Below are 13,281 nucleotides of genomic sequence, written 5' to 3'. Positions count from 1 at the left end.
TTTTGTCTACACTTTTTCATTATAGGCCGCTATTTTTTTCAGAGCGGATAATACTTAATGCTTTTGTGAGCATTTGTGCATTTTTTTCTTCAATTTCTGCTTTTCGTGGAATCGGCTCAAACAAAGGATTTGGATCTTCCCAAGTTGGAATGAGCGGAACAGGCGATTCTTTTTGCCATTTGTTTAACCACTCATCAGGGAGATTCCCTGTTGGGATGGGCTGATCGGTCATTTCAAGCCAAATCATAGACCATGCTCTCGGTACAACCCGCCACATATCATATCCACCGCCCCCAACGGCAATCCAACGTCCTTCGCAATATTCATGGGCTAATTCATGGGCAAGTTTTGGTATTTCCCGGTAAATTTTCATAGAAGCATTTAAGTGAGTTAATGGGTCAAAATAATGGGCATCGGCTCCATTTTGGGTAAAAAGCACATCCGGCTTAAAATATTCGATTACTTCCCTTAAGGCTTGTTCATATACCATCAAGAAGCTTTCATCCTCCGTAAAGGCTTCAAGGGGAAAATTAAAGGATGTACCATACCCTTGTCCATTTCCTCTTTCACTGACGTTTCCTGTACCTGGGAAGAGGTATTTTCCGGTTTCATGTATGGAAAAAGTGCAAACATTTGGATCATCATAAAATGTCCATTGCACGCCATCTCCATGATGGGCATCGGTATCCACATATAAAACGCGGGCTTGATATTTTTCCTGTATGTAACGAATTGCGATGGAGCTGTCATTATAGATGCAGAATCCGCTTGCTCTTCCGCGGAATCCATGATGCAAGCCTCCACCGAGATTGAGGGCATGTCTAGATTTTCCCTCCATGACATAATCAACCGCCTGCAAGGTGCCTCCTACAAGCAAACAACTAGCTTCATGCATATTTGGAAAAATCGGTGTGTCTTCTGTTCCAATCCCATAAGGTTCTGCCTGTTCAGGGGTTAAAAGGCCTTGTCCAGCTTTTTTTACAATTTCAATATAACTTGGATCATGGACTAGCCTAATTTCTTCTTCCGTCGCCATTCTAGCAGGAATAATATCTTCATCCGATAGGGCACCAATATTTTTTAATAACTCCATCGTTAATATTAGCCGCTTATGATTGAAGGGATGAGTGTCGGAAAATTTGTAGCTCAGCTGTTCTTTCGAATAGATAAATACGGCATTTTTCATAAATTCACCCCTGGCAAATTAGGCCATAGTACTTCATAGCCATGATTTCGCAAATCTTTAATGATTGGCAATGGATTCATCATTCGAATCCGGATTGTGATGATGCGGCTATTTTCATTTTCTGTGTCAGGAAAAACTAGAATGCTTAATACATTGGCATGATGTTTTTTAACAATGGCTAATACATCCGCTAGGGTGCCTACTTGATCTTTCAACCGAATATCAATTTTGGAGGAAGGTTGATGTGCGCCTGTCAGCTCTATATAGGCAGTAAGCAAATCTGATGTTGTAACGATTCCGACAAGCTTTCCTCCTGACACAATGGGCAAGCAGCTGATTTTGGATTCGTAAAAGGTCATAGCCACATCCTCTACAAAATCAAGGGGATGGCCAAAAATAATATCTTTTACCATAAATTTTTCAATTGGTGTATCGTAAATGGCTTTATTATTTTCTTCTTTCAGGCAGGAAGGCAGCGCATTTTTCACATCATGGGAAGTAATGAGGCCAACTACATTTTTTGCCTCATCAACAATGGGAATGTGTCGGACATTTTTTTCTCGCATCAAATTTAAAGCATCATTTAAAGTGTCCTTCGGTGTAAGCGTATACACTTTTGTCTGCATAATTTGTTCGACTATCATGTTTTTCCCCCTTTGTCAATACATATACCTGTATCTAAAGCGCAGTCTGTCAAAACGTGTAATCGTTTCCTCGTTAACCCGTTTGCCGATGCGCACCATTAAACAGTTGGCAGGATGTGATGTAATTTCAGGATCATCTGTTGCACAATATTCAAAGCCGACCGATTTCATTAGATTCTCCATCATTTTTCGATAGTCCCAAACATTCAATCCAGTGCCTTTTAAATCCCAATGCCAATAATATTCTGTTGTAAAAATTAAATAATCTTCCATTTCATCTGCCATAAATGACACTTCTAATAGCTTTTTTCCTACTCCCGTCCCTCGATATGATTGTACTACTTCTATGGCTCCAAGTTCTAGAACATTTTCAATTTTATCTTCAGACCATCTTTCTAGGGGATCAGGATAGAGATATGTTACATAGCCGATAATTGTATTGTTATTGCGGGCAATAATAATTCTTCCTTCTTCTAGTCCGGCAATTTCAACCAATGCTTTTTTTTGCTGATCTGGCTGTCGAAAGGAAGTTAAGCCTTCATGAAAATCAAACTTTTCTAAATTTTCAGGTAGAATAGGACCCTCCACCACCACAGTGCCATGCCGTGTCTCCATTTGCATGCAATGATAGGTTTTAATATGCTTCAATTACTTCACCCCCGTCATCTATTAATTACATTATATGATAAAATACACACAAAAAGCAGAAATTTTAAGAAAAAAAAAGAAATTCATGAAATCTTAAAAATATTTTGCTAATTATAATAATTCATTGTAAAATGTAAAATATCATAGAAAGAAAGGGGATATTTAATGGGGATGAAAACGACTGAGAAATTAGCCGTCGTTCAAGGGGATTATAATTTAAAAAATTATGAAGAAACTTACGCTAATTTCGATTGGAAAGAAGTCGAGAAAGCATTTACTTGGTATAAGACGGGGAAAGTAAATGCTGCGTATGAAGCTATCGATCGTCATGCTGAATCAGATCGAAGCGACAAAGTGGCTCTTTATTTTAGTAACGGGGATCGTAAAGAAGCTTACACTTTCGCTGATATGAAACGCATGACGAACAAGGCGGCAAATGTATTCAAGCAATATTCCACTTTGGAAAAAGGGGATCGCTTATTTATCTTTATGCCAAGATCTCCGGAATTATATTTTGCATTATTGGGAGCATTGAAATGCGGTGTAATTGTAGGTCCGCTCTTTGAAGCATTTATGGAAGGAGCGGTATATGACAGATTGTCCAATAGCGAAGCAAAGGCAATCGTTACAACAAAAGAATTGTTGAACCGTGTGCCGCTTGATCGATTGCCGCACTTAGAAACGGTCTTTCTTGTTGGGGAACAAGTAGAAGAAAATGAAAAAATTGTTGACTTTAATAAAAAATTAGAAGAAGCTTCCAGCGATTTCGACATCGTTTGGGTTGATCGAGAAGACGGAATGCTTTTACATTATACATCCGGCTCAACGGGGGCTCCAAAAGGAGTATTGCATGTTCATAATGCAATGATTCAACATTATCAAACTGCTCGTTGGGTATTAGACTTGCGTGATGACGATATTTACTGGTGTACAGCAGACCCTGGATGGGTGACAGGTACTGCTTACGGTATTTTTGGTCCATGGTTGAATGGAGTAACGAATGTTATTATTGGAGGACGCTTTAGTCCTGATAATTGGTATGGTGCAATTGAAGAATATGGTGTTACTGTATGGTACAGTGCCCCAACGGCATTCAGAATGTTAATGGGTGCTGGTACAGCTGTTTTACAACAATACGATTTGTCTTCATTGCGGCATGTACTCTCAGTAGGAGAACCATTAAACCCAGAAGTAATTCGATGGGGTATGAATGAATTAGGCCATCGTATTCATGATACTTGGTGGATGACAGAAACTGGTGGACATATGATTTGCAACTATCCTTGCATGGAAATTAAGCCAGGTTCTATGGGTAAACCAGTTCCAGGTGTTTATGCGGCGATTGTTGATGATGAAGGAAATGAATTGCCGCCATATACGATGGGTAACTTAGCAATTCGAAAAGGTTGGCCATCCATGATGAGAGCGATTTGGAAAAATCCGGAGCGCTACGAAAAGTATTTCTTAAAAGGTGAATGGTATGTTTCCGGAGATTCCGCGTATAAAGATGAAGATGGCTATTTCTGGTTCCAAGGTCGTGTCGATGATGTGATTATGACAGCCGGTGAGCGGGTAGGCCCATTTGAGGTAGAAAGCAAACTCATTGAACACCCGGATGTAGTTGAAGCGGGGGTAATCGGAAAACCGGATCCGGTACGCGGAGAAATCATTAAAGCCTTTGTAGTACTACGGCCTGGCGTTGAACCAACTGAAGAATTAAAAGAAAACATTCGACAATTTGTAAAAACAGGATTAGCTGCCCATGCAGCGCCTAGAGAAATTGAATTCAAAGATAAACTTCCGAAAACACGAAGCGGTAAAATTATGCGCCGCGTGTTAAAAGCATGGGAATTAAATCTTCCAACAGGCGATTTATCTACAATGGAAGATGATTAATTTTTAACCTCCACCATGTGATTTGTTGAGCAAGATTATAATTATGCATCCACCGAAGGATATTTCATTTTTCACAAATGAATATCCTTCATTTTTTATTTATTGAAAGTTTAAAAAATATATAAACATACATTTGACTTTATAATTATACAAGTTTATACTAACAATATCTTACGGAAGAGGTGACTAGGTTGAAAATTGGAATCGTTGGAGCCACAGGATATGGCGGATTAGAGTTAATCCGATTTTTACATAACCATCCTGAAGTGGAACAAATGGATTTATTTACATCTTCTGAAGAGGGCGTTATTTTTTCATCAAAATTCGGTCATTTATTGAATATACATGATGTACCCCTTCAAAAAATAGATTACGAGACATTGATGAACTATGATGTCGTTTTTACGAGTACGCCAAGCGGAGTCACAAGTAAACTATTGCCGCCGCTCGTAGGAAAAGGGCCGAGAATTATCGACTTATCGGGAGATTACCGTTTAAAGAATTTACAAGATTATGAGAAATGGTATAAAAAAGAGCCTGCTCCACAAGAAATTGTAGATAAAAGTGTTTATGGTTTAACCGAGTGGAATGAAAAAAATATAAAAGAGGCAGAACTCATTGCCAATCCAGGCTGTTACCCGACAGCGGTGCTCTTATCTATCCTTCCACTTATTAAAGAAGATTTAATCGATCCTTCTTTTTTAGTCGTAGATGCCAAAAGCGGCGTGTCTGGTGCAGGGAATAAGCCGACGAAAATGACGCATTTCAGTGAAACAAACGAAAACTTCTCAATTTATAAAATCAATGAGCATCAACACATTCCTGAAATTGAGCAAGCCATTGAAATGTTTGCCAATGTTAAAACATCCATCACTTTTAATACCCATCTTGTGCCAATGACAAGAGGCATCTTGGCAACCTCTTATGCTCCTGTGAAGGATGGAGTAACAACAAAAGATTTAACAGATTGTTTGCAAGAAACCTATAAACATCATCAGTTCGTCCGCATTATTTCGGATGCCAATACAATCGGCACAAGCCGGGTAAAAGGTTCCAATTACTGCGATGTGTTCGCAAAAGTAGATGAACGGACAAATCGAGCTACAATAGTAAGTGTAATTGATAATTTAGTAAAAGGAGCGGCCGGCCAAGCAATTCAAAATATGAACGTTCAATTTGGTTTACCGCAAACTACAGGATTAGATGTGGTGCCATTATTTATTTAATATTAATTAGCCGGTAATGGGAGAAATGGAGGAATTATAATGTCGTCAATCGTAGAAATGAAATTATCCAGCAAGAATATCGTATCTCCGAAAGGATTTAAAGCTGCAGGAATTCATTGCGGCATCAAGCATAAGAAAAAGGATTTAGCTCTTTTATACAGCGAAGTGCCTGCCAGTGTAGCAGGAGTGTTTACAACTAATAAAGTGCAAGCAGCTCCGATTAAAGTCACAAAGGAAGTTGTTTATGAAACGAAAAAAATGCAAGCAGTGATTGTTAACTCTGGAAATGCCAATGCTTGCACTGGAAAACAAGGACTTCTTGATGCATATGAAATGCAAAAATTAGCTGCTGAAAAATTAGGCATTGATCCAAAGTTAGTTGGTGTTTCTTCAACAGGTGTAATTGGTGAATTAATGAAAATGGATTGCATCCGTGAAGGTGTCAAAAAGATTGAACTTGGCAATCAACTTGAAAATGGCATTGATTTCGCTCAAGCGATTTTAACAACAGATACCGTGATGAAAAATACAACTTATTCTACCATCATTGATGGGAAAGAGGTCATCATATCAGGAACGGCGAAAGGTTCTGGCATGATTGAGCCGAATATGGCTACAATGCTTGCCTTTATTACAACCGATGCCAATATTGAATCCGATGTATTGCAAAAAGCTTTATCTGACATTACCGATTTAACATTCAACTGCATTACAGTGGACGGCGATACTTCCACAAATGACATGGTATTAGTGTTGGCAAATGGCTTGGCAGGAAATCAACCTTTGACACCGGAGCATCCAGATTGGAACAACTTCTATAAAACATTGAAAATGGTGGCAGAAGATTTGGCAAAAGCCATTGCCCGCGACGGTGAAGGCGCCACGAAGCTAATCGAAGTGGAAGTGGAAGGGGCGGTTTCAGATGATGAAGCCCGCAAAATTGCCAAAACAGTTGTAGGTTCTCCTTTAGTAAAAACGGCGGTATTTGGCTGCGACGCCAATTGGGGACGCATTATTGCGGCAGTAGGCTACAGCGGGGCTACAGTAGACCCTGACAAAATTACAATCAAAATTGGCGATAAGAAAATGGTTGAAAATGGAGAACCGATTCCATTTGATGAAGATGAACTCATTAAAATTTTAAAAGCGAATGAAGTAAAAATTCATGTTTCGTTAGGTCAAGGAAACGGCCACGGTTTTGCATGGGGGTGCGATTTAACCTATGACTATGTCCAAATCAACGCAAGCTACCGCTCATAAACGGATTGTCATTAAATTAGGCGGAAGCACATTAGAAGGCTTAAATAATGCCTTCTTTTCCAATTTTAAAACGCTCCAAGAGGAAGGATATGAAATTATCATTACCCATGGTGGAGGGCCAGCCATTAATCAGAAGCTGGAAAAAAGAGGAATCGCTTCGAAAAAAATTAATGGCATCCGGGTAACGAATGAAGAGGCAATGGAAGTCGTTCAATCGACTTTAGTCGGCCTCGTTAATCCAAAACTCGTCAACGATTTAAATCGGGCAGGCATTCAAGCAATTGGCCTAAACGGATTGGATATGAATTTGATTTTGTGCGAACTATTAGACTATGAAACTTATGGTTATGTTGGAGAAATTAAAAAAATCAATACGGCCATTATTGATGTTTTAACGGCTCACAATATTGTACCGGTAATTAGTTGCATTGGTGTAACGGAAGAGGGCCAATCATTAAATATCAATGGCGATACAGTGGCCAGTGAAATTGCATTAGCTGTAGGTGCGGAACGCTTATTATTAGTAACGGATGTTTCTGGCATTCGCATTGGCGGCGAGTATCAAAAAGAAGCCACACCTGAACAAATCCATCGATGGATTGAGGAAGGAGAAATTACAGGCGGGATGATTCCAAAAGTGGAAGGAGCCATCCGTGTTTTAAATGCAGGCATACCAAAAGTGGAAATTGTCGACGATACGTTGACGGGAACGACTATAACAAGCAAGGAGTTAGTGAAATGAGTGCGCTATTTAATACCTATGCAAGAAGACCAATCGCCCTTGTAGAAGGGAAAGGAACCATTGTGAAAGACCAAAATGGCAAAGAATATTTAGATTTTACGAGCGGCATTGCGGTTTTATCCTTAGGGCACGCTCATCCAGAACTAGTCAAAACCATTCAAGAGCAAAGTGAAAAAATTTGGCATACGAGCAATCTTTACCAAGCTCCATGGCAAGAAAAACTAGCTGAGTCTTTAGTAAAAGATACGCATTTTTCTTATGCGTTTTTCTGCAATAGCGGGGCAGAAGCCAATGAAGCGGCTATTAAATTGGCTCGCAAACATACAGGGAAACATCATATCATCACTTTTAAACAGTCTTTTCATGGCCGCACTTTTGGCTCCATGAGTGCGACAGGACAAGAAAAAATCCAAAAAGGCTTTGGCCCAATGGTGGAAAAATTCACTTATTTGCCTTTCAATGATGTGGAAGCATTGAAAAATGCCGTTGATGATTCGGTGGCAGCCATCATGCTTGAAGTGATTCAAGGGGAAGGCGGAGTAAATCAGGTGACTGATGAATTGGCCGAAGCAATTCAAGAAATTTGTTCAAATCGTAATATTTTATTGATTGTCGATGAAGTTCAAACAGGCATTGGCAGAACGGGTACTCGTTTTGCTTTTGAACAAACGCCGTTAAAACCGGATATTGTAACTATGGCTAAAGGGCTTGGCGGCGGATTCCCAATCGGAGGAATTTTAGGCACAAAAGAATTGTATGATTCTTTTGGTCCGGGAACACACGGTACAACCTTTGGTGGCAATCCGTTAGGCGTTGCGGTTGCCCAAAAAGTAATTGACATTGTATTTCAAGAAGAGTTTTTAAATGAAGTGAAAAAGAAATCTGCCTATTTCGTAGAACAGTTAAAAGCAACTTTCCCGAATGGCGAGTTTAAAGTAAAAGGAAAAGGTTTACTGCTAGGATTGGAAAGTGAAAATGAAGTGGCTGAATATATCGGCAAATTGGAGGAAGCTGGACTCTTGGTTTGCGCAGCCGGCACAAGAGTGATTCGCTTACTTCCACCGTTGACTGTAAGTTATGAAGAAATCGATCAAGCAGTTGCGATTTTGAAAAAGGGATTGTTGGAAAACTAAAAAATCATGGGCTTGTCTAAAAAGTCCATAAAAACAGAGCGAATGGAGAAAACAATGAGTTTTTCCATTCGCTCTGTTTCCTTATTTTTGAAATTGGTTTGGGAATTTGCGGCCCTTTTCAGTATGTTGTGGGCCATTGCCACAATCCCGAATTCTGTGCGGACTTTATGAAGCCCCCGTAACAGAAATCGAGTGAAACGCAAATTGCCCTTGATGTTCCCGAACACACTTTCGACATCCACTTTACGCTTCGCATAAAGAGCTGCCTTTTGTTCGTCACCAAGAGCTGCTTTGGCTTTCGCTTTCATTTCTTCATAAATCGTGTTCCAATATACTCGACGATTTCCTTTGGCTTTCGTACACCCATTCTTCAACGGGCAATCCGTACAATCTTCACACTCGTACACTTTCAAATCTTGTATGTATCCAGATGCATTTTTTCTTTTTTGATAATACTTGAATACGACTTTCCGATTGTTCGGACAGATAAAGCAATCGTCTTCTTCGATGTATTTCCAGTTTTGTACTTTTGATAAATCCTTTTTAAACTTTTTACTTTGTTCCTTCAAATAGGTTTGGTATGGGGCTAATAATTCAAAACGAGGTTCTTTTTCTTCGCCAATCGCATATAAATAGTTTTCTTCACTCGCATATCCTGCATCGGCAATGACATACTTGAGTTTCTTTTCCTTCGGTGAGTTGGGATTTTTTAGAGCGAAGTTCTTTTTTTCTTTCTTTGTCTTCTTCCTGTTTATAATCTTTTTCCAAAGCTTCTATTCTCTCAGAAAGTTGTGCCGATGATTTTTCTAATTCTTCTTCTAATTGTTCTTCTTTTAATTCCTCCAAGGCGATTTGGTGCGCTTCTTGTAGAAACGATTGAATTTTGGCTCGTAGTTTCTGATCATATTTTTCTACGGATTTTCGCCATACAAACGTATATTTGTTGGCATTCGCTTCTATTTTCGTACCATCCACAAAAATATGGTCGAGGTCGATAAATCCTTGTTCTACTAGTTGAAGGACAAATTGTTCAAATACAGAATCCATCATGTTTGACATACGAACACTACGAAAATCATTTATTGTGCGATGGTCAGGGGTTTGCAATCCCGCCAACCACATCATCGGAAGATTTTCTTTCACCATTTGCGCCATTTTCCGACTTGAATAAACGTTTTGAGTGTACGCATATAAAATCACTTTCAATAACATTTTAGGGTGATAGGGTGCACGACCCCCACCAACATAATGAGTATACAACACTTCATCCGGAATCGATTCCACCATTTCATCCACTAAACGGGCGACATGATTTTCAGGAATATACATTTCGATATCTAAAATGCTCATGACTTGACGATTGCAATAAGGTTGGAAAACTAGCTTTTTGCGTTTCTTGTTCTTTTGAACCTCTATTTTTTGAATACCCTCTAGAGTCATTTCTAATTGCGTGTTATAATTTTCTTGAATAGTCATTTGATTATTCATAAAAAATCGTCCTTTCTTTAGAATGTTTTTTGGTCAATTTCATTCTATAAAAAAGGACGATTTTTTTGTACCCTAAAAACAGAAAAAAGGGCTGAGCCCAAGGTCGATTCAATCGACTTTTCGGACAGCCCCATGATTTTTTATTATCGTTTATGTTGAGTTTTTTGGCTGTTTGAATGGTATGATTGCAGCTGTAACTCTTGATTTTCGTTTTCATTTGCCGGTTGTTCATGTTCAATCGGTTCATTGGTTTTTGGATTTTCTTCTATACCATCGCTTGTTATTTGAGTTTGGGAGATTGGAGATTCTAATCCAGTAATGTCAACAGCCACAACGCCAAACAGGCCATTGCCAACCGTGATGCTTCGGGTTGCGCCGCTTCTGACGGAAGCAAGAAGCTTTTTGCCTCCTCCTGTCAAGTCATAAATGCGGTATCCAACAACGTCATTGGATGCGGAAGGAGACCAAGATAAAACATTGCCCTGCACTATCACACTGACCGGTTGAGGGGCAGTTTGATCCGGATGAAAAGTTTTCGCATTTGCCACTTTTAGTATATCCTTGCCTAGAAGTTTTTCCGGATTTCCTCCAAGTCGTCCCAGTATTTTTTTGATGAATTCTTGGTTCAATGAAATGCCGCTTGCTGGATAAGTAAATTCTTGCGGTGTTGAGTCCAAGGCTAAATATGTTTCACCGTTAATATTAACAGTTTTTGTATCCGATGAGATGAAACTATTGTCTGTTGCAGTCGGAACAAATTTGCGTATGAATAAGTCGCTGCGTACAAGTCCGGCATCACTGCAAGCTTTAGAAGGCGCCATTCCCGAAATGCCGCAGAAAGATGCATTGACAACTCCTTCAGGTTTTTGGAATTTCTCTTTTGTACCAATGAACTCTGGATTTACATCATATGCCGCGTTCATTAAAGAAGCCCATAATAAATTGATCCGCGTGCTTGGTTGGAAATAAATATTATTGAATTGATATAACGTTCTTGGCTGATCGTAGCCTAACCAAACCCCTAAAGACACGTTCGGATTGTAACCGATAAGCCATACGTCTTTATATTCCTGGGTTGTCCCGGTTTTCCCCGCAAAGTCTGAGGAGAATTTTAATGTTGAGCGCGCCTTCATTCCTGTACCATATTCAAATACATCTCTCATCATATCTGTAATGATGTAAGATGTTTCCTCAGAGAATACTTCCACCGGTTCAGGTTCGTGTTGGTAAATAATATTGCCACCTACATCTTCAATTTTTTCAATCATATAAGCGTCGATAAATTTTCCGCCGTTTGCAAAGGTAGCGAAGGCGTTTGTATTTTCTTCCACTGTTGTTCCGTATTCAATTGCGCCAATCGCAGCAGACAAGTTTTCATAGTCGCCTTTTGTTAATTTGGTGAATCCCATTTTCTCTAAAAGTTCTGCTGGCCTTCTGTCGATGATTTGGTCATATAAACGAATGGCGGTTAAGTTTTGGGAGTGAGCCAATGCTTCACGTGCCGGAATAATGCCCCTTTCTTCGCTGGCGATATAGTTTGTCGGCGCCCAGCCTCGATACGAGAATTTCACATCCACTACCGGGCTTCCCGCACCAATTAAACCATATTCAATAGCGGGACCGTAGACAAGAAGCGGCTTCATTGTAGAACCGTTTGGACGATAAGCTTGCGTTGCATGGTTCAACTCGGTGATCTCAAAGTCTCGGCCGCCGACGAAGCTTAAGATTCTTCCCGTTTTATTTTCAATTAAAATGCTTCCTACTTGCACCGGATCTGGAACTTCCATTTCTTGCTTCGTTTCCTGGTCGATTTCCTTTTTCGTATAGGTATGTCCGTAGTATTTGAAATCTTCCGCAGCTTTGTTCATGGCATCATATAATTTTTTATCGATTGTTGTATATACCCGGTAGCCGCCTGAACGAATATCCCGGTCTGCAAGAATAATATATTTTTCGTAAAGGTTTTCTTCTTCATCTAGCCGCTCGGGATCAATGCCGTCTTTTTCAGCCAAAATTCTTGCCATAATTTCTTTTGCCCGGCGTTCAATTTCAAAGGTTAAATAAGGATATTTGACTTTTTGGGTTTCGGGCTCTTTAAAATCTTTCGTAATATCATATTTGAGCGTTTCTTCGTATTCCTTTTCCGTAATATAGCCTGCTTGCTTCATACGATATAAAACGGTTTTCATCCGCTCGATTCCCGGTTTCAATCCTTCTTCGCTTTTTAATTTCCCGCTTTGCATGTAAGGCGTGTATGAAAAAGGCGCCTGAGGAATTCCTGCGATATAGGCAGCTTGAGCTAAGTTTAATTCGCTGGCGCTTATGCCAAAAATTCCTTGAGCGGCTGTTTCCACTCCTGCAATATTGCGGCCGGATGCATTTCTGCCATAAGGAATAATATTTAAATAAGCTTCCAAAATTTCATCCTTTGTCATAAAATGTTCGAGGCGCAGCGCAAGCAGCAATTCCCTTGCTTTTCGTTCATAGGATACTTCATTCGTTAAAATTTGGTTTTTAATGAGCTGCTGCGTTAATGTTGATCCGCCTGTTTGAGTCGAAGCATTGGTGAAATCTTGCAGCAATCCGCGAAAAACTGCTTTTGGAACAATGCCATTATGTTCGTAAAAATATTCATCTTCCGTTGCCAATACAGCTTTTATTAAAATCGGCGATACTTGATCTAGGGTTGTTTTTTTCCTTTCTAAATCGGTGCGGATTTTGCCGAAATATACATTGCCTGCAAAATACATTTCGCTTGTTTCTTCATAATTGTAAATTTGTTTTCGCATTTGTTCTTTCGTATAGAGAGGTTCATCTTTCACTAAGGAAGCAAAATAGCCTACTCCGATGGAAAACATAAAAACAAAACCGATTAGAAACATAATGAAAAAGACAAGTCCAAGATTCCATATCACGCCTAATGTAATGCGCAGTTTTCGAATTCGATTGGATGTGGCTATCGTATCGATTTTTTCATTCATGTGTATAATTTTTTGAATTAATTGTTGAAACTTTTCTCCCACACACACCCCTCCTGAAATCTTGTTTATTATAGCAT

General features: G+C 39.5%; 11 protein-coding genes. 5 read left to right on the top strand and 6 right to left on the bottom strand.

The window, feature by feature from the left end; all coding sequences use genetic code 11:
- Nucleotides 1-19 precede the first annotated feature (19 nt).
- From DKZ56_RS12195 to DKZ56_RS12185, 3 genes are read right to left on the bottom strand one after another with little or no spacing between them, the layout of a single operon-like run.
- Complete coding sequence (locus tag DKZ56_RS12195) at nt 20-1,186, bottom strand: acetoin utilization protein AcuC (RefSeq protein WP_208650242.1); 1,167 nt, start codon at nt 1,184-1,186, stop codon at nt 20-22.
- Nucleotides 1,183-1,830: an acetoin utilization AcuB family protein gene (locus tag DKZ56_RS12190; RefSeq protein ID WP_208650241.1), complete on the bottom strand. Its 648-nt coding sequence runs from the start codon at nt 1,828-1,830 to the stop codon at nt 1,183-1,185. The genes DKZ56_RS12195 and DKZ56_RS12190 overlap by 4 nt, the downstream gene beginning before the upstream one ends.
- Before the next feature lie 15 nt (nt 1,831-1,845).
- Entirely contained in the window at nt 1,846-2,478 is a 633-nt protein-coding gene (locus tag DKZ56_RS12185) for a GNAT family N-acetyltransferase (RefSeq protein WP_208650240.1), read from the bottom strand.
- 165 nt (nt 2,479-2,643) lie between these two features.
- On the opposite strand from DKZ56_RS12185, the gene acsA reads away from it, so the two are divergent.
- From acsA to DKZ56_RS12160, 5 genes are all read left to right on the top strand, one after another.
- On the top strand, nt 2,644-4,374 hold the full coding sequence (gene acsA / locus DKZ56_RS12180) for an acetate--CoA ligase (RefSeq protein ID WP_390261389.1): 1,731 nt from the start codon (nt 2,644-2,646) through the stop codon (nt 4,372-4,374).
- A 191-nt stretch (nt 4,375-4,565) separates the two neighbouring features.
- Nucleotides 4,566-5,600 carry an N-acetyl-gamma-glutamyl-phosphate reductase gene (gene argC / locus DKZ56_RS12175; RefSeq protein ID WP_208650239.1) on the top strand — a complete coding sequence of 345 codons (1,035 nt, stop codon included), beginning with the start codon at nt 4,566-4,568 and terminating at the stop codon, nt 5,598-5,600.
- A gap of 39 nt (nt 5,601-5,639) precedes the next feature.
- A complete protein-coding gene (argJ, locus tag DKZ56_RS12170) occupies nt 5,640-6,860 on the top strand; it encodes a bifunctional ornithine acetyltransferase/N-acetylglutamate synthase (RefSeq protein WP_208650238.1) in 1,221 nt (406 codons plus the stop codon).
- Entirely contained in the window at nt 6,823-7,602 is a 780-nt protein-coding gene (argB, locus tag DKZ56_RS12165) for an acetylglutamate kinase (RefSeq protein WP_208650237.1), read from the top strand. Before argJ ends, argB begins: the two co-directional genes overlap by 38 nt.
- Nucleotides 7,599-8,735 (top strand): acetylornithine transaminase, encoded by a 1,137-nt coding sequence (locus DKZ56_RS12160; RefSeq protein WP_208650236.1) that lies wholly within the window; start codon nt 7,599-7,601, stop codon nt 8,733-8,735. Before argB ends, DKZ56_RS12160 begins: the two co-directional genes overlap by 4 nt.
- Here DKZ56_RS12160 and DKZ56_RS12155 read toward each other — a convergent pair.
- The 3 genes from DKZ56_RS12155 to DKZ56_RS12145 all read right to left on the bottom strand — a co-directional run bounded on the left by DKZ56_RS12155 (nt 8,732) and on the right by DKZ56_RS12145 (nt 13,204).
- Nucleotides 8,732-9,358: a transposase gene (locus DKZ56_RS12155; RefSeq protein ID WP_245989659.1), complete on the bottom strand. Its 627-nt coding sequence runs from the start codon at nt 9,356-9,358 to the stop codon at nt 8,732-8,734. The two genes, DKZ56_RS12160 and DKZ56_RS12155, sit on opposite strands and share 4 nt — an antisense overlap.
- 19 nt (nt 9,359-9,377) lie before the next feature.
- On the bottom strand, nt 9,378-10,223 hold the full coding sequence (locus DKZ56_RS12150; RefSeq protein ID WP_208650235.1) for a transposase: 846 nt from the start codon (nt 10,221-10,223) through the stop codon (nt 9,378-9,380).
- A 143-nt stretch (nt 10,224-10,366) separates the two neighbouring features.
- Nucleotides 10,367-13,204: a transglycosylase domain-containing protein gene (locus DKZ56_RS12145; protein WP_208652251.1), complete on the bottom strand. Its 2,838-nt coding sequence runs from the start codon at nt 13,202-13,204 to the stop codon at nt 10,367-10,369.
- Between the last annotated feature and the right edge of the window lie 77 nt (nt 13,205-13,281).

It is taken from the genome of Ureibacillus thermophilus, from assembly GCF_004331915.1.
In the GTDB taxonomy this organism is placed as follows: Bacteria; Bacillota; Bacilli; order Bacillales_A; family Planococcaceae; genus Ureibacillus; species Ureibacillus thermophilus.
The sequence above is the reverse complement of the archived record's forward strand: the minus strand, read 5'-3'. Positions and strand labels throughout refer to the sequence as shown.